Here is a 23847-nt window from a genome sequence, read left to right as displayed (position 1 = left end):
TCGCTCGACCCGCGAAAGCCCTTGTCGCGCCGCGGCACGCAGGACTCCTCCCGGAAACCCTAGCTCGCTCGTGTGGTCAAGGTCTCTGTGAGAGCGTGCTGCGGGCCACTCGGTTTCTTTGTGGAGTCCCTACGAATGGCCCAACGAATCTTTGCCCGCCGTAGAACCCTTGTCCCGCCGTTTACCCGTTAGTAGCGTTCGCGATGCAGCGAACGTACTTGAGGTAACAGCAGCCTTGTTCGCCCCGCTCGGGCGGCAGTCGAAAGTGGGTGGGGGCCGGTGGTACGCAGGCCGGTGGCGTGGATCGTGGCGATCGTGCTCTTCGTGGAAGCGCTCGGAGTCGCCGCGCTGAACTGGTTCCTGGGGATCGTGGTCGACCGCCAGGACATGTCCCTTGCCGGACTCGACTCCGACATGATGGCGAACTCCTCGAAGATCGGCGGGATCGTCTTCGGGCTCTACTTCGCCCTGTGCGCAGTGGTCGCCCTGCTCGTGGCCCTGCGCGACCGTCCGCCGGCCGGCTTCGGGCGCATCCTGCTGATCAGCGCGGCCGTGGTGCACGCGCTGCTGGGGGCGTTCGCCTGGGGCCTGGTGGGCTGGGGCGCGTTCCTGCTCATGGTGGTGGTGCTGGGGCTCATCGTGCTGCTCCTGATGACCTACGACCGGCCCGCGCAGCCCACCGACGCGCCGCCGCCCGCCGCACCCGGGCCCGACGACCCGGGCAACGGCGGCGGGAACAACGGCGGCAAGGGCGGCGAGGGCTCGCCCCTCACTTCTCCGCCGGCGCCCACAACTCCGTGATGCCGACGCCCAGCTGGGCGAGGAGCCTGCGGACGAGGGGCAGGCTGATGCCGATCACATTGCCGTGGTCGCCGTCGATGCCGTCGATGAACGGCGCGCTGCGGCCGTCGAGCGTGAACGCCCCCGCGACGTGGAGGGGTTCGCCCGAGGCGACGTAGGCGGCGACCTCCTCGTCGGTGGGCTCGCCGAAGCGGACGACGGTGGAGGCGGTGGCGGAGGCATAGCGGCCGCTGACGGTGTCGTAGACGCAGTGGCCGGTCTGGAGGGTGCCCGCGCGCCCGCGCATCGACTTCCACCGCGCCGTCGCCTCCTCGGCGTCGGCGGGCTTGCCCAGCGCGACGCCGTCCAGGTCGAGGACCGAGTCGCAGCCGATCACCAGCGCGCCCCGTGCGTCCGGCCTGGCCGCCACCACGGAGGCCTTGGCCTCGGCGAGGGCCAGGGCGAGTTCGGCCGGCGTGGGGGCGGTCACCGCGTCCTCGTCGACACCGCTGACGATGGTCTCGGGTGCCAGGCCGGCCTGGCGCAGGAGGTTCAGTCTGGCGGGGGACTGGGAGGCGAGGATGAGGCGGCGGGGGGCGTCTGTCATGCGCTCAGGGTAGTCGCGCCGCGGGATCAGCCGGGGTCTACCTCAGGCCTATGACGATCATCGCCAGGATCATGGCCAGGGCCATGAGGAGGCCGAGCCTGCGCAGCATGTCCTGGGTGTCGCGCAGTTCTTTGGGGGGCTCGTTCTCCGGGTCTGACCACAGCATGGTTTCAGGGTGCGGCTTCCCCCGGGAGCGGCGCCTGAGTACGGGTACTCAAGTCCGTCCCCGGGGGTGCAATTACGTGCGCGGTTCCCCGCGCCCCTGGGTTGGCTGCACTTACCCCGGCCAGTAGGTGCGGGTCCAGGATGTTGGGCCTGGCTGCGGGAGGCGATGTGACGCGATCCTTGCCGGGTCCGACCAGGCGTCGCGGTCTCGGGGTGCGCCCGGCGGGACGGAGGCCTCCGCCGCGGCGCGGGCTCGGACCACCGCGAGGGCGGCGGCCAGCTCCTCCGGTGTCGGGTTGCCCCGTACGACCTTGATGTTCATGACGGCTCCCTGCCGGGCTAGAGGGGGATGTTGCCGTGCTTCTTGGGCGGCAGCGACTCGCGCTTGGTGCGCAGCTGGCGCAGGCCGCGGACGATGTGGGCGCGGGTGTCGGAGGGCATGACGACCGCGTCGATGTAGCCGCGTTCGGCCGCGATGTAGGGGTTGAGCAGGGCGTCCTCGTACTCCTGGATCAGCCGGGCCCGGGTCGCCTCCAGGTCGCCGTTCGCGTCGGCCTCGGCGATGGTGCGGCGGTGCAGGATGTTGACCGCGCCCTGGGCGCCCATGACGGCGATCTGGGCGGTGGGCCAGGCGAGGTTGAGGTCGGCACCCAGGTGCTTGGAGCCCATGACGTCGTAGGCGCCGCCGAAGGCCTTGCGGGTGATGACCGTGATCAGCGGGACGGTGGCCTCGGCGTAGGCGTAGATCAGCTTGGCGCCGCGGCGGATGATGCCGTCGTGCTCCTGGTCGACGCCGGGCAGGAAGCCGGGCACGTCGACGAAGGTGATGACGGGGATGTTGAAGGCGTCGCAGGTGCGCACGAAGCGCGCGCCCTTCTCGGAGGCCTTGATGTCCAGACAGCCGGCGAACTGCATCGGCTGGTTGGCGACGATGCCGACCGGGTGGCCCTCGACGCGGCCGAAGCCGGTGAGGATGTTCGGCGCGAACAGCGGCTGCGTCTCGAAGAACTCGGCGTCGTCGAGGATGTGCTCGATGACGGTGTGCATGTCGTAGGGCTGGTTCGCGCTGTCCGGCACGAGGGTGTCCAGCTCCAGGTCCTCGCCGGTGACCGCGAGGTCGGCCTCCTCGGGGAAGGCCGGGGCCTCGGAGAGGTTGTTGGACGGCAGGTACGACAGCAGCTGCTTGACGTACTCGATGGCGTCCTTCTCGTCGCCGGCCATGTGATGGGCCACGCCGGAGGTGGAGTTGTGGGTGCGGGCGCCGCCCAGCTCCTCGAAGCCGACGTCCTCGCCGGTGACGGTCTTGATGACGTCGGGGCCGGTGATGAACATGTGCGAGGTCTGGTCGACCATGACCGTGAAGTCGGTGATCGCCGGGGAGTAGACCGCACCGCCCGCGCACGGGCCGACGACGAGCGAGATCTGCGGGATGACGCCGCTCGCGTGGGTGTTGCGGCGGAAGATCTCGCCGTACGCGCCGAGCGAGGCGACGCCCTCCTGGATGCGGGCGCCGCCGGAGTCGTTGATGCCGATGACCGGGCAGCCGGTCTTCAGCGCGAAGTCCATGACCTTGACGATCTTCTGGCCGTAGACCTCGCCGAGCGCGCCGCCGAAGACGGTGAAGTCCTGGGAGAACACGGCGACCGGGCGGCCGTCGACCGTGCCGTAACCGGTCACCACACCGTCGCCGTAGGGGCGGTTGGTCTCCAGGCCGAAGTTGGTGGAGCGGTGCCGTGCGAACTCGTCGAGCTCCACGAACGAGCCCTCGTCGAGCAGCAGCTCGATCCGCTCACGAGCCGTCAACTTGCCCTTGGCGTGCTGCTTCTCGACGGCGCGAGCCGAGCCGGCGTGCGTCGCTTCCTCGATACGGCGCTGGAGATCCGCGAGCTTGCCCGCGGTGGTGTGGATGTCGATCCCACGGGTCTCATGGATCTCTGGACGCACTTCCGGCTCGGACATCGGGATCGCGGCTCCCTGCCTGCTCAAAAGGGGGGACGGTTACTCATCCGTAGAGTAGTGGGGGGCCTACGAAACAGCAGTGCGGCGTTTCACACACCTAGGGTGGCTTGCATGACGCCGCGAGATGCATCAGACGACAGCCGCTGGTCCGATCTGGACCGGCCGCCCCTCAACGCCGCCGCCCTGCGCCGCGGCCTTGTGCAGGAAGGCGGGCTGTGGCGCGACGTGGAGGTGGTGCAGAGCACCGGCTCCACCAACTCCGACCTGGTCGCCCTCGCCGGGGCCGGGAAGGCGGCCGAGGGCGCGGTCCTGGTCGCCGAGGAGCAGACCGCCGGGCGCGGCAGGCTGGACCGCCAGTGGACCGCACCCGCCCGCTCGGGCCTGTTCTTCTCCGTCCTGCTGACACCGGGCGCCGTGCCGGTCGCCCGCTGGGGCTGGCTGCCGCTGCTCACCGGGGTCGCCGTGGCGACGGGCCTGTCCCGCTCCGCGGGCGTGGACACGGCACTCAAGTGGCCCAACGACCTGCTGGTCTCCATCGGCGGCGAGGAGCGCAAGGCGGGCGGGATCCTCGCCGAGCGGGCCGGCGAGGACGGCGTGGTCGTCGGGGTCGGCATCAACGTCACGCTGCGGGAGAACGAGCTGCCGGTCCCACAGGCGGGCTCGCTGGCGCTCGCGGGGGCGGTCAGCACCGACCGCGATCCCCTGCTGCGCGCGATGCTCCGGTCCCTTGCGGACTGGTACGGGCGCTGGCGGGATGCCGACGGCGACCCGGCGGCCTGCGGTCTGCAGGAGACGTACGCGGCGGGCTGCGCGACGCTGGGGCGCACGGTGCGGGCGGAGCTGCCGGGGGACCGGGCGATCACCGGGGAGGCGGTGGCGGTCGACGGTGACGGGCGGCTGGTGATCGCGACCGAGAAGGGGGTACAGGAGCCCGTCGGGGCGGGCGACATCGTGCACCTGAGGCCCGCCTAGCAGAGGGTGGAGGTACGGCTGCCTGCAGCTGCGCGTGACGGAGGGGAGTGAGCTACCGCACACCTGCCGTACAGTTGAGGCCGGTCGATACCTGACCGTGACAGATCGGAAGGGCAGCAGGCGTGACCGTCGACGACACGGGCTCCGGCGCGGACGGGGACGGCCGGGTGGACCCCCATGCCGCCGACCCCGGCGAAGACCCGCTCGCCCTGCGTCTGGAGCATCTGATCCTCGGCGCCGAGCGGCGCTACACCCCCTTCCAGGCGGCGCGCAGCGCGGGCGTCTCCGTGGAGCTGGCCACCCGTTTCTGGCGGGCGATGGGCTTCGCCGACATCGGACAGGCCAAGGCGCTCACCGAGGCCGACGTGCTCGCGCTGCGCCGGCTCTCCGGTCTGGTCGAGGCGGGGCTGCTGAGCGAGGCCATGGCGGTGCAGGTGGCCCGCTCCACGGGGCAGACCACGGCCCGGCTGGCCGAGTGGCAGATCGACTCCTTCCTGGAGGGCCTGACCGAGCCGCCCGAGCCGGGGATGACCCGCACCGAGGTGACGTACCCGATCGTCGAGCTGCTCCTGCCCGAGCTGGAGGAGTTCCTCGTCTACGTCTGGCGGCGACAGCTCGCCGCCTCCGCCGGGCGGGTCGTGCAGGTCGCCGACGACGAGGAGATGGTCGACCGGCGTCTCGCCGTCGGCTTCGCCGACCTGGTCGGGTTCACCCGTCTCACCCGCCGGATGGAGGAGGAGGAACTCGGCGAGCTCGTCGAGGCCTTCGAGACCACCGCCGCGGACCTGGTCGCCGCGCACGGCGGGCGGCTGGTCAAGACGCTGGGCGACGAGGTGCTGTACGCGGCGGACGACGCCGGGGTCGCCGCCGAGATCGCGCTGCGGCTGATCGAGACGATGGCGAACGACGAGACGATGCCCGAGCTGCGCGTCGGCATCGCTTTCGGCACGGTGACCACGCGTATGGGCGATGTGTTCGGTACGACGGTGAACCTCGCCTCCCGGCTGACCTCGATAGCGCCGCGCGACGCCGTGCTCGTCGACACCGACTTCGCCCAGGAGATCATCCGCCACGGCGAGGCCCCGGCCTCCGAGGCAGCTGCCGCCGAGGCCGCGGCCACCGCGGAGAAGGAGGGCGAGGACCCCCCGACCTACCGCTTCGCCCTCCAACCGATGTGGCAACGCCCGGTGCGCGGCCTCGGCGTGGTCGAACCCTGGCTGCTGACACGACGCAGCGAGGTGCGGTAGCGGGTTTCCTGGCCCGGTGGGCTGTCAGTCGCCCCTGTCTCCGCCCCCGTTGCCCAGCAGGTCCACGCACAGGCCGATGACCGGCACGCACAGGGCCGGGTCGTCCGGGGCGTCCGTGTGGGGTGGGGGCGGGGGTGTGGTCCGGTTCGGCGGCGGGGTCGGGCTGAGTGTGGGGGGTGTTGTTGCCGGGGGGCGGGGTGTCGGCGTGGTGGTTGGTTTGTTCGGCGTCTCGGGGATGGTCGTGGTGTCGGTCGTCACCGGGGCGTCCGGTGGTGTCGTCGTGGTCGGTAGGGGTGTGGTCCTCGTGTTCGGTGCCGGTGTTGTGCTGTGGCCGCCCAGTGCGGAGGTAGCCGATGGGCTCACCTTGGGGAGGGCCTCGACGGTGGCGGCCGTGTTGCCCGTGCGGTCGGTGCCCGGGTTCTGACGGGGTTCGGCCTCCGCGCTGCCGGGGCCGCCGATCACGGACTCGGGTGCCAGCCGGACCAGGCTGAGCGCACCGGCGGCCAGCGCCAGCCCGCCGACGGCGAACAGGACCTTGCGGGGGCGGGGCCTGCGATGCCGCCCGCGTCCCCCCGTTGTCTGCGTCGTCATGACCCCTCCCGGCCGCGCTCGCGCCCCCTGCGCGCCGTGGCGCAGGCAAGCTATGCGCTCCGGCGGGCGCCGGGGGCGCCAGTCGCGGGGATGTCACCCGAACGGGGACAACGGGAGGAAAGCCTGCGATGATCGGGCCCGAGACTTTGTTAACCCGCGTTAACCGGAGGGCGTCATGAGTGAGGAGCGGTTCGGGGAGTTCGTGGCGGTGCGCCGGCACGGCGGCGAGGAGGCCGGGCAGGTCGCGGAGCTCGTCCTCGACCGGCCCAAGGCCATGAACGCCGTGTCGACCGGCATGGCGCAGTCGATCGCGGGTGCGTGCGCGGCCCTCGGCGCCGACCGTGACGTACGCGTCGTGGTGGTGACGTCCACCCACGAGCGGGCCTTCTGTGTCGGGGCGGACCTGAAGGAGCGGAACTCCTTCAGCGACGCCGATCTGGTCCGCCAGCGCCCGATCGCGCGCGCCGCCTACACCGGCGTACTCGACCTGCCCGTGCCGACGATCGCCGCCGTGCACGGGTTCGCGCTGGGCGGCGGCTTCGAGCTGGCGCTGTCGTGCGACCTGATCGTGGCCGACCGTACGGCCGTGGTGGGCCTGCCCGAGGTGTCCGTGGGGGTCATCCCCGGCGGTGGCGGCACCCAGTTGCTGCCGCGCCGGGTGGGGGCCGCGCGGGCGGCCGAGCTCATCTTCACGGCACGGCGCCTTCAGGCCGCGGAGGCGCGGGAGTTGGGGCTGGTCGACGAGCTGGTGGAGGAGGGGCGCGACCGGGACGAGGCGCTCGCCCTGGCCGCCCGTATCGCCGCCAACTCCCCCGTCGGCCTGCGCGCCGCCAAGCGCGCCCTGCGCCTCGGCCACGGGCTCGATCTGCAGGCGGGCCTGGAGGTCGAGGACGCCGCCTGGCGTTCGGTCGCCTTCTCGGGCGACCGTGCGGAGGGCGTGGCCGCCTTCAACGAGAAGCGCACGCCCCGCTGGCCGGGACAGTGACGGCACCTTGAGGCGCGCGGGCCCGGGCCCCCGTCCGACCCGGTGGGGTGGTCGGGGCGGGGCTCACCCCAGCGCCGTATCAATGTCCCTAATCGCCCGAAACCTCCCTAACCTGGAGTAATGGGTGAGGACAAGCGGCTCGCAGCGGTCGTCGCGCTGGCGCAGGGGATGGCGGCGGCGCACGGCTCGCACGAGGCGTGGCGTTCGGCGGCGACCGGCGCGTGCCGGGCGCTGGGCGGCAGCTTCGCCGCGCTGTCGGTGTGGGAGCGCGAGCTCGGCCGGCTGCGGGTCCTGGTGAACGTGGGGGACCGGGCCGAGGGGGAGGAGGAGTTCCCCGAGGACGAGTCCTACCCCGTGCACCAGTTCCCCGAGATCACCGAGTTCCTGCACGAGCGCTGGGCCGGGGGCGGCGAGCCGGACGCCTGGGTCGAGACCGCGCAGGGGCCCGCCGCGGGCGGCCGCCCCGGCTATGTCCACCAGCGCGTCGCCGCCCTGCGCCGGCGCGGCCGCGGCTGCTGTGTCGTCGCGCCGATCGTGCTGCACGGGCGTGCCTGGGGCGAGCTCTATGTCGCCCGCCCCTCCGGCGCCCCCCTCTTCGGGCGGGCCGACGCCGACTTCGCCACCGTCCTGGCCGCCGTCGTCGCCGCCGGGATCGCCCAGGCCGAACGGCTGGAGGAGGTGCGCCGGCTCGCCTACACCGACGCCCTCACCGGCCTCGCCAACCGGCGCGCCGTCGACGGGAGGCTGGACGAGGCCGTCGAGGCGCATCGCGCGGACGGCACCGTCGTCAGCCTCGTCGTGTGCGATCTCAACGGCCTCAAGCGCGTCAACGACACTAGCGGTCACGCCGTCGGCGACCGGCTGCTCGAACGCTTCGGCTCCGTGCTGTCCCTGTGCGGCGCGATGCTGCCGGGGACGCTCGCCGCGCGCCTCGGCGGCGACGAGTTCTGTCTGCTGGCGGTCGGGCCGTCCGCCGACGAGGTGGTCAAGGCGGCCGACGAACTGTGCCGCCGCGCCGCGGAGTTGGAGCTCGGGGACGGCGTCGCCTGCGGGGTCGCCTCCACCGGCGACCCGATCGGGCCGGTGCGTTCCGCGCGGCGGCTGTTCCGGCTGGCGGACGCCGCCCAGTACCGCGCGAAGGCGCTGCGCGCGGACCGGCCGGTGGTGGCGGGCCGGGAGGGCCCGGACGATCCGGTGATGCGGCTGGTCGACGCCCCTTCGTTGCAGGATCCCGCGGAGCGGCGGCGGTTCAGGGGGCGCGGCTGAGGTCCGGGAGGGGCCGGATCCGGTAAGGGGCGTAACGCCGACCCAGTAGTGACATCTTCATCTTCACTGCGTACGCTCCTGAATATGGATATGCACACTGTGGTGGTGGGGACGTCCGGGGTGACCGCGTCCGACGTTCTCGCCGTGGCGCGCGACGGCGCCCGGGTCGAGCTGTCTGCCGAGGCGGTCGAGGCGCTCGCCGCCGCCCGAGCGGTCGTGGACGCGCTGGCGGCCAAGCCCGAGCCGGTCTACGGCGTCAGCACCGGCTTCGGAGCCCTCGCGACCCGGCACATCAGCCAGGAACTCCGCGCCCAGCTGCAGCGCAACATCGTCCGCTCGCACGCGGCGGGCCTCGGGCCGCGGGTGGAGCGGGAGGTCGTACGGGCCCTGATGTTCCTGCGCCTGAAGACCGTGTGCTCGGGGCACACAGGGGTGCGGCCTGAGGTCGCGCAGACCATGGCCGACGTGCTCAACGCCGGCATCACCCCGGTCGTGCACGAGTACGGCTCCCTCGGTTGCTCCGGCGACCTCGCGCCGCTGTCCCACTGCGCCCTGACGCTCATGGGCGAGGGCGAGGCGGAGGGCCCGGACGGGACCGTCGGGCCCGCCGCCGAACTGCTCGCCGAGCACGGCATCGCCCCCGTCGAGCTGCGCGAGAAGGAGGGGCTCGCGCTGCTCAACGGCACCGACGGCATGCTCGGCATGCTGATCATGGCCCTCGCCGACCTCGACCGCCTCTACAAGTCGGCCGACATCACCGCGGCCCTGAGCCTGGAGGCGCTGCTCGGCACCGACAAGGTGCTCGCGCCCGAGCTGCACGCCATCCGCCCGCACCCCGGACAGGGCGCCTCGGCCGCCAACATGCTGGCCGTGCTGAAGGGTTCGGAGCTCACTGGGCACCACCAGGACGACGCGCCCCGCGTCCAGGACGCCTACTCGGTGCGCTGTGCCCCGCAGGTCGCGGGCGCCGGACGGGACACCATGGCGCACGCACGGCTGGTCGCCGAGCGGGAGTTGGCGTCCGCCGTCGACAACCCCGTTGTGCTGCCCGACGGTCGGGTGGAGTCCAACGGCAACTTCCACGGCGCACCCGTGGCTTACGTCCTCGACTTCCTCGCCATCGCCGCCGCGGACCTCGCCTCCATCGCCGAGCGCCGCACCGACCGGCTGCTCGACAAGAACCGCAGCCACGGCCTGCCGCCGTTCCTGGCCGACGACGCGGGCGTGGACTCGGGGCTCATGATCGCGCAGTACACCCAGGCCGCGCTGGTCAGCGAGATGAAGCGACTCGCCGTCCCGGCGTCCGCCGACTCGATCCCGTCCTCCGCCATGCAGGAGGACCACGTCTCCATGGGCTGGTCGGCCGCCCGCAAGCTGCGCACCGCCGTCGACAACCTCGCCCGCGTGGTCGCCATCGAGCTGTACGCCGCCTCGCGCGCGATCGAGCTGCGCGAGGGCCTGGCTCCCGCGCCCGCCTCACAGGCGGCCATCACGGCCGCTCGCGCCGCCGGAGTCCAGGGTCCCGGGCCCGACCGGTTCCTCGCCCCCGACCTCGCCGCCGCGGACGCGTTCGTGCGCGACGGGCGCCTGGTCGCCGCGGTGGAGACGGTCACCGGCCCGCTGCAGTAGCCGTAGAACTCTCTGCAGCCGGAAAGGAAAGGGGCCCTGCCGCACCTGCGACAGGGCCCCGAAAGGTCAAGCGGAATCAAAATCCGAGGCGTTCCCGGCGTACCGAATACACCACGAAACCGGCGCCGACCCCCAGGAACAGGGTTCCGCCGATCACATAGGGAGTGGTGTCGAAGCTACCCGTGTCGGCGAGTTGAGTGTCCGTGCCGGAGCTGTCCGTGGCCGCCCGCGCCACCCGCGCCTGGGTCGTGACCTGTGAGGCAGGCGTCACCGAGGAAGCGTCTCTGGCCGAGTCGCCCCCGGTCGCGTTGGCGGAGGGAACGAACCACAGGGCGCACAGGAGAGTGCCTGCGGCGGTGGCGGTCAGCAACGGGCGGCGAGCGGATGACACGGAATATCGATCCCCTTGTGGCGCTGGCGAATTGGCCGTGTGGGGCGATGTTAGTGAAAGGCGCGGGTCACGGGAAAGTCACGGGATGCATGGGCCTTACGCTCGCGCCATGAACACTGAAGAGACATCACGTTTTGTCCGCCTTCGGGTGGACCTCGTGATCGCGGTCGACGACCCCGGAGCGGTGACCAAGGCGGCACTGCGCCGGATCGCCGACGAGAACGACATGCCGGCCGACGAGCGGGTGCACGCCGAGGACGCTGTGACGGAAGACACCGCGGAGGCCCTCGCCTATCTCGTGGATCCGTTCGACCTGGTCAACGAGGTGCCCGGGGTGGAGCTCGCCCAGGCCTCCTGGTCGAGCGGGCCCGTCGACTACGACCCCGATTCGCCGGAGTGGGACCTGGACGAGGATGATGGCGACGACGACGAGGCAGAGGGGGCTCACGGCGTCTCGTAGCGGCCCGGGAAATTCATGACCCCGGGCGGCAACCACCGTCCGGGGTTTCGTCGTCTCAAGCGGCGCACCGGCCACATTCGCACCACCCGCCCCGGCGGACGTGGTGTGCCCCACATCCGCGGGCTCTGTGGAACGGGACGAACCGGTCGTAGCGTTGAAGTCCGTCAACGGGGACCAGTGGCTTTTTGGGGATTCGGCAACGATGGAGAAGCGTGTGATGACGAACAGTAAGCGGCGCAAGGGCCTCGCGGCCGCGTCCGCGCTGCTCGGCGGGGTTCTGGTGCTCTCGGCGTGTTCCGGTGGCGACGACGACGCCTCCGGCACCAAGGGCAAGGACACCTCGCAGGCCAAGGCCGACGAGGCGGCGGCCAAGAAGTCCTCCGAGGCCGACATCAAGATCACGCCCAAGGACGGCTCGGACAACGCCTCCATCAACAACTCCGCCGCCGTCACCGTCAGCAAGGGCACGCTCACCAGCGTGACGATGACGACCGCCGACGGCACCGCGGTGGCCGGACAGCTCTCCGCGGACAAGCTGAGCTGGAAGCCCAGCACCCAGCTGGAGCGCTCGACCACCTACAAGGTCGCCGCCGAGGCCAAGGACGCCAACGGCCTGGTGGCGCACGAGAACGCCTCGTTCACCACGGTCTCCCCGGCCAACAGCTTCATAGGCAACTTCACGCCGGAGGCCGGTTCCACGGTCGGCGTGGGCATGCCGGTGTCGATCAACTTCGACAAGGCCATCACCAACAAGGCCGCGGTCCAGAAGGGCATCACGGTCTCCTCCAGCAGCGGCCAGGAGGTCGTCGGTCACTGGTTCGGCGCCAACCGGCTCGACTTCCGCCCCGAGGACTACTGGAAGGAGAACTCCACCGTCACGCTGAAGCTCGCGCTCGATGGTGTCGAGGGCGCCCCCGGGGTCACCGGCGTGCAGCAGAAGACGGTCACCTTCCACATCGGCCGCAACCAGATCTCCTACGTCGACGCCAAGACCAAGCAGATGAAGGTCACGCAGGACGGCAAGACGGTCAAGACCATCCCGATCTCCGCCGGTTCGCCCGAGAACAAGACCTACAACGGCGTCATGGTGATGTCCGAGAAGTTCAAGGAGACGCGCATGAACGGCGCGACCGTGGGCTTCACCGACGACGACGGCAAGGGCGAGTACGACATCAAGGACGTCCCGCACGCCATCCGGCTCACCAACTCCGGCACCTTCATCCACGGCAACTACTGGGGCGCGAAGTCCATCTTCGGCTCCGTGAACACCAGCCACGGCTGCGTGGGCCTGTCGGACACCAAGGGCGCCAACGACAAGGGCACTCCGGCGTACTGGTTCTACAACGGCTCGATCGTCGGCGACGTCGTCGTCATCTCCAACACCGGCGACAAGACGGTCCAGCCGGACAACGGCCTCAACGGCTGGAACCTCAGCTGGGCCGACTGGAAGGCCGGTTCGGCCGTCTGACCCGACAGCGGGTCCACAGTCTCCCGAATGCCGCCCCCAGGGGCGGCATTCGGCGTTCCCGGGGCTGTCGCGGGTGCGGCCACAGCCTTCTCATGCATCTCTTATTTCGGCCTTATCGAGTCATCACAAGCCGTCCCTACCTTGCGGCCATGTTCTTCACCTACCTGAGGCGCGAACTGCGCCGCCGCAGAAAAGCGGCCCTCGTCGTCGCCTCCGGCCTCGCGCTCGGCATCGCGCTGGTCATCGTCGTCAACTCCGTGTCCAACGGCATGGGGAAGGCGCAGGACAAGGTTCTCCAGTCGCTCTACGGACTGGGCACGGACATGACGGTCACCAAGGCCGCGTCCCCGTCCTCCGGCAGCTCGCAGCGGCCGCGCTTCCAGTTCGACGCGCGCGGCAGCGACGACGACTCGACGCAGAGCAGCGACCGCGTCATGGTGCAGGGCTTCACCACGCTGTCGGCCGGCACGGTCTCCAAGGTCGGTGACCAGAAGGGCGTCTCGGCCGCCGTCGGCGGGCTGAGCCTCAACGTGGTGAAGATCGACGGCCAGTTCACCAGGGGCCAGTTCCAGCAGAACCAGAACGGCGGCGGCGACGGCGGCATGCGCGGCGGCGGCACCGGCCAGCCGCAGGGCGAAGTGCGCGGCGGCGGCGCCGACTTCGACGTCAACTCGTACTCGGTCTACGGCACCGACGTCACCCAGACCGGGCTCGGCCCGCTGACCTCGTCGAAGATCACCAGCGGCCGTACCTTCAGGACGACCGAGACGAACGCCAAGGTGCTGGTGGCGGACTCGGCGTACGCCAAGGAGAAGAAGTACAAGGTCGGCTCCACCGTCACCATCAACAAGGTGAAGTACACGATCATCGGCATCGCGACGGCCGACAGCGGTGACTCCGCGGCCAATCTGTACATGCCGCTGAAGCAGGCCCAGACGCTGGCCGACCAGAAGGACAAGGTCACCACGATCTACGTCAAGGCGACCGACTCCCAGCAGATCTCCGCGGTCAAGTCGGCCATCCAGAAGAACGTCTCCGGTACGACGGTCACCACCTCCGCCGACCTCGCCGACACCGTCTCCGGCTCCCTGTCCACGGCCTCCTCCCTCGCCACCAGCGTCGGCAAGTGGCTGTCCATCGCGGTGCTGGTGGCCGCGTTCCTGGTCGCGGGCCTGCTCACCTCGTCCGCCGTCTCCCGCCGGGTGCGCGAGTTCGGCACGCTCAAGGCGCTGGGCTGGAAGTCGGGCCGGGTGACCCGGCAGGTCGTCGGCGAGGCCGTCGTCAACGGCCTGGTGGGCGGCGCCCTCGGGATCGCCGTCGGCCTCGCGGGCGCCTATGTCGTCACCGCCATCAGCCCCACGCTGCAGGCCCAGTTGGGCGGTGGCGGCGGTGCCGGAGGCGGCGGTGGCGGCTTCGGCGGCGGTGGCGGCGGCTTCGCCGGGCCCGGCCGCCGGGCGGCCAAGACCCTGGAGGTCGCGCTCACCGCGCCGGTGAGCCTGACGACCATCGCCCTCGCGGTCGCGCTCGCGGTGGCCGGCGGTCTGATCGCGGGTGCGTTCGGTGGCTGGCGGGCGTCGCGACTGCGCCCCGCGGACGCGCTGCGACGCGTCGAGTAGCAGCGCCGTCCGGCACCCCACCCACGAACCCACCCAGGAGCCACCCCATGTACGAACTCAGAGGCGTCACCAAGCGCTACACCCGGGGCAAGGAGACCGTCACCGCCCTGGACGCCGTGGATCTGGACATCGCGGACGGCGACCGTCTCGTCATCCAGGGCCCCACCGGCGGCGGCAAGTCCACCCTCCTGCAGATGCTCGGCGGCCTGGACCGGCCGACGGCAGGCGACATCACCCTGGACGGCACCGACCTGGCCAAGCTGTCCGAGGCCCGGCTGACCAGGGTCCGCAGCGAGAACATCGGCTTCGTCTTCCAGAGCTTCAACCTCATTCCCACGCTCACCGCCCAGGAGAACGTGGAGACCGCGCTCGTACCCCTGGGCGTGAAGACGAAGGACCGCCGTGAGCGGGCGGCCGAGGCGCTGAGGTCGGTCGGTCTCGGTGAACGCCTCGGGCATCTGCCCGGCGAGATGTCCGGAGGGCAGCAGCAGCGCGTCGCGATCGCGCGTGCGCTGGTGAAGGAGCCCAAGGTGCTGCTCGCGGACGAGCCCACCGGCAACCTCGACGAGTCGATGCGCGACGAGATCATGGAGGTGCTGGAGCGCATGTGGAAGGAGCTCGGGCTGACCTTCATCATGGTCACCCACGACTCCGCCATCGCGAAGAAGGCCCCGCGCCTGGCGACGATCCGCAAGGGCCGGATCACCGTGAAGGAGAACGCCGGAGCGTAACTCACGCTTCCCTCTGGTCACTTGAGGTGCTTCTTCATCTCTTGAGGTGTCCGAACACCCCCCGGCATACTGCGTGTTCCGGGGGGTGCACGAGCGTGTGTACGAGACCACCCCCGGCCGGGTGACAGGGGATTGACCCCGGTACTCCATCTCCAGGGGGAGACTTGCGCAGACAAGTGAAAAGAGCATGCGCGTCCGCCGTCGCCACGGCGGCGGCCGTGGCCCTCGCGGCGGGCATGACCAGCCCGGCCGAGGCCAAGTCCGGGCAGGCGTCGGCCACTTCGACGGCCGCCTCGCCCACCGCGAAGGCCGCCTCGACCACCGCCTCGCTCACCGCGAAGCACCGCATCACGCTGATCACGGGTGACCGCGTCGCCGTCGACGCCAAGGGCCGGGTCGTCGGCCTGGAGCGCGCGAAGGGCCGCGAGCACATACCCGTCCAGATACGCAGGGCCGACGGCCACACCCTGGTCGTGCCCGCCGACGCCGCCCGCCTGATCGCGACCGGCAAGGTCGACCAGCGCCTGTTCGACGTCACCGAACTCGGCAGGGCGACCACCCGGAAAGCCCAGAAGAACGGCCTGAAGGTCATCGTCGGCTACCGGGGCGCCGCCTCGGCCGCCAAGTCCGACGTGAGGGACGCGGGCAGGCTCCGCGAGAGCCTCGCGTCCCTGAACGCGGACGCCGTGCAGACGCCGCAGCAGGACACCGCCGAGCTGTGGAGCGCGGTCACCGACGGCGACAAGGCCGCCTCCGGCATCGCGCACGTGTGGCTCGACGGGGTCCGCAAGGCGAGCCTCGACAAGTCCGTGCCGCAGATCGGCGCGCCGAAGGCGTGGGCGGCCGGCTACACCGGCAAGGGCGTCAGGATCGCCGTCCTCGACACCGGCATCGACGCGACCCACCCCGACCTCAAGGGCCAGGTCGTCGCGGAGAAGAACTTCTCCACCGCCGCCGACGCCACCGACAGGTTCGGGCACGGCACGCACGTCGCGTCCATCGCGGCGGGCACGGGCGCCAAGTCGGGCGGCACGTACAAGGGCGTCGCCCCGGACGCGAAGCTGCTCAACGGCAAGGTGCTCGACGACAGCGGCTTCGGCGACGACTCCCAGATCCTGGCCGGCATGGAGTGGGCGGCCGAGCAGGGCGCCGACGTCGTCAACCTCAGCCTCGGCGGCGGCGACACCCCCGGCATCGACCCGCTCGAGGCCGAGGTGAACAAGCTCTCCGAGCAGAAGGGCATCCTGTTCGCGATCGCCGCCGGAAACGACGGCGACTTCGGCGAGCAGACCATCGGCTCCCCGGGCAGCGCGGCCGACGCGCTCACCGTCGGCGCGGTCGACGACAACGACAAGCTGGCGTCGTTCTCCAGCCGCGGTCCCGGCCTCGACGGTCAGATCAAGCCCGACGTGACGGCCCCCGGCGTGGACATCACCGCGGCCGCCGCCCCCGGCAGCGTCATCGACCAGGAGGTCGGCGAGAACCCGCCGGGCTACCTCACCATCTCCGGTACGTCGATGGCGACCCCGCATGTGGCGGGCGCCGCGGCGCTGCTCAAGCAGCAGCACCCGGACTGGAAGTTCTCCGAGCTCAAGGGTGCGCTGACGGGCTCGGCGAAGGGCGGCACCTACACGCCGTACCAGCAGGGTTCGGGCCGTATCGCCGCCGACAGGGCCATCGAGCAGAGCGTGATCGCCGACCCGGTCTCGGTGGGCTTCGGCACCGCGCAGTGGCCGCACACCGATGACAAGCCGGTCACCAAGCAGCTGACGTACCGCAACCTCGGCACCGAGGACGTCACGCTGGACCTGGCCGTGAGCGCCACCGACCCCAAGGGGCAGGCGGCCCCGGCCGGCTTCTTCAAGCTCGCCGCGACCAAGGTGACCGTCCCGGCGGGCGGCAAGGCGTCCGTGGACCTGACGGTGAACACCGAGCTGGGTGGCACGCTGGACGGCGCGTACTCCGCGTACGTGACCGCGACGGGCGGCGGCCAGAGCGTGCGGACGGCCGCGGCCGTGCAGCGCGAGGTCGAATCGTACGACGTCACCCTGAAGTTCACCGGCCGCGACGGCGCCCCGGCGCCGTACTACAACGCGACCCTGGCGGGCATCTCCGGCCTCGGCAAGGACAAGTTCTACGCCCCCTACGACGCCTCCGGCACCGTCACCGCGCGGCTGCCCAAGGGCACCTACGTCCTCGACGCCGGCGTCTTCGCGGACCCGGAGGACGCCACCAAGGGCATCGACTGGCTGGCGCAGCCGAAGCTGAGCGTCACGAAGAACATGACGCTCGACCTGGACGCGCGCACCGCGAAGCCGGTCGACATCACCATGCCGGACGCGGCCGCCACATCGGAGTTCGCGTCGCCGGGTTACGAGATCACGGCCGGTGACTCCGGCTACGGCTTCGGCTGGTTCCTGGACACCTACGACAACTTCCACTCCCGGGGCCTCGGCGCGCAGATCACCGACGGTTCGCTGACCCAGCAGTGGGACGGTCACTGGACCAAGGGCACGGACGAGCAGTACGACGCCACCACCGGCGCGGTCGTCAAGCAGCTCGCCACCGGCTACACCAAGCACTGGAAGGCGGCGGAGCTGGCCTCGGTGAAGGTCGGCCTCGGCGGCGCGGCGCGCGGCAAGAAGGGCGCGATCAGCGCCGTCGGCTGGCTGCCCTTCAGCAGCGGCGCCTCTTCCATCGCCGTACCGCAGGCCCTGCCCGGCACCCGCACACTGCATCTGTCGACCACGAACGGCGTCACGTGGGGGATGGACTTCGAGCAGTACGGCGGCACCGACGCGGACGGCTTCCCGATCACCGAGGCGGCCTACACGATCGGCGCCGCGCAGACCTTCAAGGGCGGCAAGAGCTACACGAAGACGTTCAACACGGCCGTCTTCGGGCCGCATCTGAACGCCGACTTCGGGCTGTACCGCGACGGCAACAGCATCTACGGCCTGATCCCGCTGTTCGCCGACGGCAGCACACACGCGGGCTCCTCGGTCTTCAGCTCCGTCAAGACCACCCTGTACCGCGGCTCCACCGAGGTCGGCTCCAACGACGACCCGCTGTTCGGCGAGAAGACCTTCAAGGTCCCCGCGGGCGAGGCCGCCTACAGGCTCACCACCTCGGTCAAGCGCAGCGTCAAGGTCGCCGCGGCCTCCACCCGCATCGACGCGAGCTGGACGTTCCGCTCCAAGAAGACGTCCGGTGTCGCCAAGCTCCCCGCCTCCACGGCCCGCTTCGGCGCCACCACGGACCTGGGCAGCAGGGTCGAGGCCGGAAAGACGGCCACCGTCCCGGTGACCGTCGAGGGCTCGGCCAAGGGCGGCAACCTCAAGTCCCTGTCGGTGTACGTCTCCTACGACTACGGCCAGACCTGGAAGAAGCTCGACGTCGTCCACGGCAGGATCAAGGTGAAGAACCCGGCCAAGGGCAAGGCCATCTCCTTCCACGCCAAGATCACCGACAAGAAGGGCAACAAGTCGACGATCTCGATCTACAACGCCTACTACGCCAAGTGAGCTGACAGCGAACCGCCCGCCGGAAGCGAAGCGTCCGGCGGGCGGTCCGTGTTTGTGTGAAGGCATGACGACACAGACCGTCGAGTACATCCGCTACCGCATCCCGGAAGACCGCTCGGCGGAGTTCCTCGCCGCCTACACCCGCGCCGCGAGCCGGCTGGCGGCGGCCCCGCAGTGTGTCGACTACGAACTGGCGCGCTGCGAGGAGGACTTCGAGCACTACATCCTGCGCATCACCTGGACCTCCACGAAGGACCACCTCGAGGGCTTCCGCCGCTCCGAGCTGTTCCCCGAGTTCCTCGCCGAGATCCGGCCGTACATCGAGAACATCGACGAGATGCGCCACTACACACCGACGGCCGTGCGCGGCAGGGGATCGTCCGTGCCGACGCTGTACGACTGGGCGGGCGGCGAGGAGGGCTTCTCCCGGCTGACATCCGTCTTCTACGACAAGGTCCTCAAGGACGACCTCCTCGCGCCCCTCTTCGCCGACATGGGCCCCGACCACCCCGCGCACGTCGCGCTCTGGCTCGGCGAGGTCTTCGGCGGCCCGGCCTCCTACTCCCTCACCCAGGGCGGCCACGGGCACATGGTCGCCAAGCACCTCGGGCGGAACATCACCGAGCCGCAGCGGCGCCGCTGGGTCAACCTCATCCAGGACGCGGCCGACGAGGCGGGCCTGCCCACGGACGCGGAGTTCCGCTCGGCGTTCCTGGCCTACATCGAGTGGGGCACCCGCCTCGCCGTGTACTTCTCGGGCCCGGACGCCAAGCCGCCGGCGGAACAGCCGGTGCCGACGTGGGGATGGGGGTCGATGCCGCCGTACCGGGGATGAGGGCCGGTGCCCGCCCCACGGGTCAGGCCGACTGCCCCGCGCGGGTCGCGTCCGCTCCCCAGCTCGCCAGCAGCCTCAGTGCCTCGGCCGACGGGGTGCCCGGCTCCGCGTGGTACGTCGTCAGGGACAGACCGTCGTCGTCCGCCATCCGGAAGGACTCCCAGCTCAGGGTCAGCTCACCCACCAGCGGGTGCCGCAGCCGCTTGACGCCGTAGCTCTTCTCCTTGACGTCGTGCGTGGCCCACAGCCGCCGGAAGTCCTCGCTCTTCACGGAGAGCTCGCCGACCAGGGCGGACAGTCGCCGGTCGTCCGGGTAGCAGCCCGCGTCCATGCGCAGGAAGCTGACGATGTCGTACGCCTTCTGATCCCACTCCACGTAGAGATCGCGGTACTCGGGCTTCAGGAACACCAGCCGTGCCCAGTTGCGCTCCTGCGGCGGCAGCTCCGACCAGTCGCCGAAGACGGCCGCCGCCAGCCTGTTCCAGGCCAGCAGGTCGGAGCGGCGGCCGGTGATGTACGCCGGCACCGAGCCGTCCATCGTGTCGAGCAGCTGCCGCAGCGCGCTGCGTACCTGCTGGGCGCGCGCGGGCGTCCGCTTCTTGTGCTGCTTCGGCTTGGCGAGGTGCATGAGATGGCTGTGCTCGGCGTCGGTGAGCCTGAGCGCGCGGGCGATGGCGTCGAGCACCTCCGCGGACACGTTCCGTCCGTTGCCCTGTTCCAGGCGGGTGTAGTACGCCACCGAGACGCCCGCCAGCTGGGCCAGCTCCTCGCGCCTGAGCCCCGGCACCCGCCGGTGCCGGCCGAAGTCCGGCAGGCCCACGTCCTCCGGCTTCAGCCGGGCACGCCGGGTGCGCAGGAACTCGCTCAGTTCGGCACGCCGGTCCAAGGACCCGGTGGGCTCCTGTGCGGGTTCGGGCTGTTCGTCCATACGTCCAGTATTCACCGTTCGTACGCACACCATCCTGACCCCGTCAGTGGTAGGCACGGCGGACGTACGCAAAGCCGTGGCCTGGGTGAACCCCGTCCGCTCCGGCAGTGTCGAGGCATGACCACCACAGTTGCTGCGTATGCCGCACCCGCCGCGAAGGCTCCCCTGGAGCGCACCACCATCGAGCGCCGGGCCGTCGGTGAGTCCGACGTCCTGATCGACATCAAGTTCGCCGGCATCTGCCACTCGGACATCCACCAGGCCCGCGAGGGCTGGGGCGAGGCGATCTTCCCGATGGTCCCGGGCCACGAGATCGCGGGCGTCGTCTCCGAGGTGGGTCCCGGCGTCACCAAGTTCGCCGTCGGCGACCGCGTGGGCGTCGGCTGCATGGTCGACTCCTGCCGCGAGTGCGAGAACTGCCTGGCCGGCCTGGAGCAGTACTGCCTCAAGGGCAATGTCGGCACGTACAACGCCCTCGACAAGAACGGCGAGCCCACCTACGGCGGCTACTCGGAGAAGATCGTCGTCGACGAGGCCTTCGTCGTCCGTATCCCCGACGGCCTCTCCCTCGATGTCGCCGCGCCCCTGCTGTGCGCCGGCATCACCACCTACTCCCCGCTGAACCACTGGAACGCCGGTCCCGGCAAGAAGGTCGCGATCGTCGGCTTCGGCGGCCTCGGCCACATGGGCGTCAAGATCGCGCACGCGCTGGGCGCCGAGGTCACGGTGCTCTCGCAGTCCCTGCGCAAGAAGGAGGACGGCCTCCGGCTGGGCGCCGACCACTACTACGCGACCAGCGACGAGCAGACCTTCAAGGACCTGCGCGGCACCTTCGACCTGATCCTCTCCACGGTCTCGGCCCCGCTGGACCTGGACGCGTTCCTGTCCCTGCTCAAGACGGACGGCGCCTTCGTGAACGTCGGCGCCCCCGAGGAGCCCGTCAGGCTCAACCTGTTCTCGGTGATCGGCGGCCGCAAGACCCTGGCCGGCTCCGGTATCGGCGGCATCCGCGAGACCCAGGAGATGCTGGACTTCTGCGCCGAGCACGGCTTCGGCGCCGAGATCGAGCTGATCCGCGCGGACCAGATCAACGAGGCGTACGAGCGGGTGCTCTCCAGCGACGTCCGCTACCGGTTCGTGATCGACACCGCGACGATCTGACCGACGCAGGTGATGACGACCTGACCGTCACAGCTGATCGAGGGCCCCGGCACCGACCGCCGGGGCCCTCTTCGTGCCGCAGTATCTTGGGCTGGAGGAGGCTTACACGATGACCGTGCAGCTGAACCACACCATCGTCGCCGCGCACGACAAGCAGACGTCGGCCGCGTTCCTCGCCGACATCCTCGGACTGGAGGTCAGCCCGCAGTACGGGCCCTTCGTCCCCGTCCAGATCCCGAACGGTGTGACCCTCGACTACATGGACGCCTCGGGCGGGATAACACCGCAGCACTACGCGTTCCTGGTGTCCGAGGACGAGTTCGACACGATCTTCGCCCGGATCCAGGACGCCGGCCTGACCTACTGGGCGGACCCCTTCCACCACCGCCCCGGTGAGATCAACCGCAACGACGGCGGCCGGGGCGCCTACTTCGAGGACCCGAGCGGCCACAACCTGGAGATCATCACCAGGCCGTACGGCAGCGGCGGCTGACGCGCTCGCACGGCCGCCCCGTCACCGCTCCGGAAGAAGTTTCCGCCGTCCGGTCACACTGCCGTCCCGCCAGGGGTCATAGCAGTGAAGGCACAAGACGGCGAAAGACTTTTGGAGCTGTGCATCATGACGTCATCCATCCTGGTCACCGGCGGTACGGGCACCCTCGGCCGCCATGTGGTCCCCCTTCTGCAGGCGGCCGGCCGCGAGGTGCGCGTACTGACCCGGCACGGCCGCGAGCCGGCGGACGGCATCGAGTACGTCACCGGCGACCTGCTGAAGGACGAGGGCACCGAGGCCGCCGTGTCCGGCACGGACACCGTCCTGCATCTCGCCGGCGGCCAGAAGGGCGACGACGAGGCGACCCGCCATCTGGTGCGGGCGGCCCGCGCGGCCGGCGTGCGGCACCTGGTCTACATCTCGGTCATCGGCGCGGACCGCGTCCCGCTGACCTGGGTGCGCACCAAGCTGGACGCGGAGCGGGCGATCGCCGAGTCGGGCATCCCGTGGACGACCCTGCGCGCCGCCCAGTTCCACGACCTCACGCTGACGATGGTGCAGAAGGTGGCCGCCCTCCCCGTCCTGCTGTCCCCGGGCGGCCTGCGACTGCAGCCGGTCGAGGCGCGCGAAGTCGCCGCCCGTCTGGTCGAGTTGACCCTCGGTGAGCCGGCCGGCCGGGTCCCCGACATGGCGGGCCCGAAGCTCTACGACCTTCCCGGCCTGGTCCGCCCCTACCTGGAACTCCGCGGCAGGCGCCCGCGCCCGAAGCTGCCGGTCCGGCTGCCCGGCAAGGCGGGGCGGGCCTATCGGGCGGGGGACAACCTCACGCTGGAGGGCGCGGAGGTCGGCAAGCGGACGTGGGAGGAGTTCCTGGCGGAGCGCCTGGGCTGACGGCCGCGTCGGCTCCCGGTCCCCCTCCCGGTCCCGCGCCCTCAGGCCCGCAGGCCGAGGAGACCGTCGTAGGCGGACATGACCAGCTCCAACCCCCGTTGGCCGGCGGCCGGTTCGCGCATCTGGTTGGTCACGTACGCCACCACCGCCCGGGCCTCCGGCTCGATCATCACCAGCGAGCCGCCCCAGCCGCCCCACCCGTACGTGGTGCCGAACAGGCCGTAGCCGAGGCCGTAGCGCGCCGGCATGCCCAGGACCCGGTCGTCGCCGCTGAACTGCTCCTGCCAGGCGCGCTCGCACCCCGCCGGGGAGAGCAGCCGCGTACCGCGCACCGTCCCTGAGCACGCCATCGCCGACTGCACGAGGGCGACCGACCGGGCGTTGCCGAAGCCGCTCGCCGCGGGGATCTGCGCGCGCCGCCAGGCCACGCTGTTGCCGTCGCGGACGCGGATCGCGGTCCCGGTGCCGGCCTCACCGTCCGCGGCGGCCGAACCCGCCGTGTACTCCTCGTCCAGGCCGGGCGGCGGAACGGTGAGCGCCACCCGCCGGTCGTGCTCGGCGGCCAGACCGATGTGGAAGTCCGCGCCCAGCGGCCCGGCCACCTCGTCGGCGAAGAACGCGCCCACGCTGCGGCCGGTGATCCGCCGCACCACCTCGCCCACCAGGAACCCCTGGGTGAGCGAGTGGTATCCGGCCGCGCTGCCCGGCTCCCACCGCGGAGCCTGCGCGGCCAGCCGCGCCGTCGCGGCCTCCCAGCCGTAGAGCTCCTCGACCGGCCCCTCCCAGTCGGGCAGCCCGGCGGTGTGCGACAGCAGGTGCCGCACCAGCACGCCGTCCTTGCCCGCCGCGGCGAACTCCGGCCAGTACCGGGCCACCGGCGCGTCCGGGTCGAGCGCGCCGCGGTCGGCGAGGACGAGCGCGCACAGGGCCGTCATGGTCTTGGTGACGGAGTAGACGTTGACGAGCGTGTCCCGCTCCCACGGCACCGTGCGCCCGGCGTCGGCGAAGCCGCCCCACACGTCCACGACGGGTTCCCCGTCCACGAACACCGCCACCGAGCCGCCCACGTCCCCGCCGTCCAGCAACTCCGCCAGCGCGCGGGGCACCGCGACGAACAAATCGTCGTACGAGCCCTGAATGTCTGCCAT

General features: G+C 71.0%; 23 protein-coding genes. 15 read left to right on the top strand and 8 right to left on the bottom strand.

The features are described from left to right. Window positions 1–279: 279 nt before the first annotated feature. Entirely contained in the window at window positions 280–801 is a 522-nt protein-coding gene (locus tag MQN93_RS07210) for a hypothetical protein (protein WP_242708796.1), read from the top strand. On the opposite strand, the gene MQN93_RS07205 is transcribed toward MQN93_RS07210, so the two are convergent. The 4 genes from MQN93_RS07205 to MQN93_RS07195 form a co-directional block, all read right to left on the bottom strand. After that, window positions 770–1387, bottom strand: a complete 618-nt coding sequence (locus MQN93_RS07205; RefSeq protein ID WP_242708795.1) for a Maf family protein — start codon at window positions 1385–1387, stop codon at window positions 770–772. The two genes, MQN93_RS07210 and MQN93_RS07205, sit on opposite strands and share 32 nt — an antisense overlap. A gap of 37 nt (window positions 1388–1424) precedes the next feature. Next, window positions 1425–1553, bottom strand: a complete 129-nt coding sequence (gene mmpB, locus MQN93_RS43860) for a morphogenic membrane protein MmpB (RefSeq protein WP_016434857.1) — start codon at window positions 1551–1553, stop codon at window positions 1425–1427. A 111-nt stretch (window positions 1554–1664) separates the two neighbouring features. Continuing rightward, the gene (locus MQN93_RS07200) at window positions 1665–1874 is read right to left on the bottom strand and encodes an acyl-CoA carboxylase subunit epsilon (RefSeq protein WP_016434858.1); all 210 of its coding nucleotides are present in this window, start codon (window positions 1872–1874) and stop codon (window positions 1665–1667) included. Between the two features lie 17 nt (window positions 1875–1891). Next, complete coding sequence (locus tag MQN93_RS07195) at window positions 1892–3511, bottom strand: acyl-CoA carboxylase subunit beta (RefSeq protein WP_016434859.1); 1620 nt, start codon at window positions 3509–3511, stop codon at window positions 1892–1894. Window positions 3512–3622: 111 nt separating this feature from the next. On the opposite strand from MQN93_RS07195, the gene MQN93_RS07190 reads away from it, so the two are divergent. Together MQN93_RS07190 and MQN93_RS07185 are read left to right on the top strand one after the other, a co-directional pair. After that, on the top strand, window positions 3623–4483 hold the full coding sequence (locus MQN93_RS07190; protein ID WP_242708794.1) for a biotin--[acetyl-CoA-carboxylase] ligase: 861 nt from the start codon (window positions 3623–3625) through the stop codon (window positions 4481–4483). Window positions 4484–4605: 122 nt separating this feature from the next. Beyond that, the gene (locus tag MQN93_RS07185) at window positions 4606–5730 is read left to right on the top strand and encodes an adenylate/guanylate cyclase domain-containing protein (RefSeq protein WP_242708793.1); all 1125 of its coding nucleotides are present in this window, start codon (window positions 4606–4608) and stop codon (window positions 5728–5730) included. Between the two features lie 24 nt (window positions 5731–5754). Here the strand turns inward: MQN93_RS07185 and MQN93_RS07180 are convergent, their stop codons facing one another. Beyond that, window positions 5755–6321 (bottom strand): hypothetical protein, encoded by a 567-nt coding sequence (locus MQN93_RS07180; RefSeq protein WP_016434862.1) that lies wholly within the window; start codon window positions 6319–6321, stop codon window positions 5755–5757. A gap of 175 nt (window positions 6322–6496) precedes the next feature. Between MQN93_RS07180 and MQN93_RS07175 the strand changes: the two genes are divergently transcribed. The 3 genes from MQN93_RS07175 (at window position 6497) to hutH (ending at window position 10201) form a co-directional block, all read left to right on the top strand. Beyond that, window positions 6497–7306 carry an enoyl-CoA hydratase/isomerase family protein gene (locus tag MQN93_RS07175; protein WP_242708792.1) on the top strand — a complete coding sequence of 270 codons (810 nt, stop codon included), beginning with the start codon at window positions 6497–6499 and terminating at the stop codon, window positions 7304–7306. Between the two features lie 120 nt (window positions 7307–7426). Further along, entirely contained in the window at window positions 7427–8572 is a 1146-nt protein-coding gene (locus MQN93_RS07170; protein ID WP_242708791.1) for a GGDEF domain-containing protein, read from the top strand. Window positions 8573–8662: 90 nt separating this feature from the next. Next, entirely contained in the window at window positions 8663–10201 is a 1539-nt protein-coding gene (hutH, locus tag MQN93_RS07165; protein ID WP_242708935.1) for a histidine ammonia-lyase, read from the top strand. A gap of 76 nt (window positions 10202–10277) precedes the next feature. Here hutH and MQN93_RS07160 read toward each other — a convergent pair whose 3' ends face one another. Further along, window positions 10278–10592: an LPXTG cell wall anchor domain-containing protein gene (locus MQN93_RS07160; RefSeq protein ID WP_016434866.1), complete on the bottom strand. Its 315-nt coding sequence runs from the start codon at window positions 10590–10592 to the stop codon at window positions 10278–10280. Window positions 10593–10701: 109 nt separating this feature from the next. Here MQN93_RS07160 and MQN93_RS07155 point away from each other — a divergent pair, with 109 nt between their 5' ends. The 6 genes from MQN93_RS07155 (at window position 10702) to MQN93_RS07130 (ending at window position 19226) form a co-directional block, all read left to right on the top strand. After that, window positions 10702–11052, top strand: a complete 351-nt coding sequence (locus MQN93_RS07155) for a hypothetical protein (protein ID WP_242708790.1) — start codon at window positions 10702–10704, stop codon at window positions 11050–11052. Between the two features lie 202 nt (window positions 11053–11254). Beyond that, window positions 11255–12520, top strand: coding sequence for a L,D-transpeptidase (locus MQN93_RS07150; protein ID WP_037782320.1), 1266 nt, complete (start codon window positions 11255–11257; stop codon window positions 12518–12520). Window positions 12521–12669: 149 nt separating this feature from the next. Beyond that, window positions 12670–14136: an ABC transporter permease gene (locus MQN93_RS07145; protein ID WP_242708789.1), complete on the top strand. Its 1467-nt coding sequence runs from the start codon at window positions 12670–12672 to the stop codon at window positions 14134–14136. A gap of 47 nt (window positions 14137–14183) precedes the next feature. Next, window positions 14184–14867: an ABC transporter ATP-binding protein gene (locus MQN93_RS07140; RefSeq protein WP_016434870.1), complete on the top strand. Its 684-nt coding sequence runs from the start codon at window positions 14184–14186 to the stop codon at window positions 14865–14867. A gap of 176 nt (window positions 14868–15043) precedes the next feature. Next, window positions 15044–18391 (top strand): S8 family peptidase, encoded by a 3348-nt coding sequence (locus tag MQN93_RS07135; protein ID WP_242708788.1) that lies wholly within the window; start codon window positions 15044–15046, stop codon window positions 18389–18391. A gap of 64 nt (window positions 18392–18455) precedes the next feature. Then, complete coding sequence (locus MQN93_RS07130) at window positions 18456–19226, top strand: group II truncated hemoglobin (RefSeq protein WP_016434872.1); 771 nt, start codon at window positions 18456–18458, stop codon at window positions 19224–19226. Between the two features lie 22 nt (window positions 19227–19248). Here the strand turns inward: MQN93_RS07130 and MQN93_RS07125 are convergent, their stop codons facing one another. Further along, window positions 19249–20154 (bottom strand): helix-turn-helix transcriptional regulator, encoded by a 906-nt coding sequence (locus MQN93_RS07125; RefSeq protein ID WP_242708787.1) that lies wholly within the window; start codon window positions 20152–20154, stop codon window positions 19249–19251. 117 nt (window positions 20155–20271) lie between these two features. Here MQN93_RS07125 and MQN93_RS07120 point away from each other — a divergent pair, with 117 nt between their 5' ends. The 3 genes from MQN93_RS07120 to MQN93_RS07110 all read left to right on the top strand — a co-directional run bounded on the left by MQN93_RS07120 (window position 20272) and on the right by MQN93_RS07110 (window position 22699). After that, complete coding sequence (locus MQN93_RS07120) at window positions 20272–21315, top strand: NAD(P)-dependent alcohol dehydrogenase (protein ID WP_016434874.1); 1044 nt, start codon at window positions 20272–20274, stop codon at window positions 21313–21315. Window positions 21316–21424: 109 nt separating this feature from the next. After that, on the top strand, window positions 21425–21808 hold the full coding sequence (locus MQN93_RS07115) for a VOC family protein (protein WP_242708786.1): 384 nt from the start codon (window positions 21425–21427) through the stop codon (window positions 21806–21808). A 126-nt stretch (window positions 21809–21934) separates the two neighbouring features. Beyond that, the gene (locus tag MQN93_RS07110) at window positions 21935–22699 is read left to right on the top strand and encodes an SDR family oxidoreductase (RefSeq protein ID WP_242708785.1); all 765 of its coding nucleotides are present in this window, start codon (window positions 21935–21937) and stop codon (window positions 22697–22699) included. 41 nt (window positions 22700–22740) lie between these two features. On the opposite strand, the gene MQN93_RS07105 is transcribed toward MQN93_RS07110, so the two are convergent. Continuing rightward, the gene (locus MQN93_RS07105) at window positions 22741–23847 is read right to left on the bottom strand and encodes a serine hydrolase domain-containing protein (RefSeq protein WP_242708784.1); all 1107 of its coding nucleotides are present in this window, start codon (window positions 23845–23847) and stop codon (window positions 22741–22743) included.

The organism is Streptomyces spinosisporus, from assembly GCF_022698145.1.
In the GTDB taxonomy this organism is placed as follows: Bacteria; Actinomycetota; Actinomycetes; order Streptomycetales; family Streptomycetaceae; genus Streptomyces; species Streptomyces spinosisporus.
This window is presented reverse-complemented; position numbering and strand designations above follow the sequence as displayed.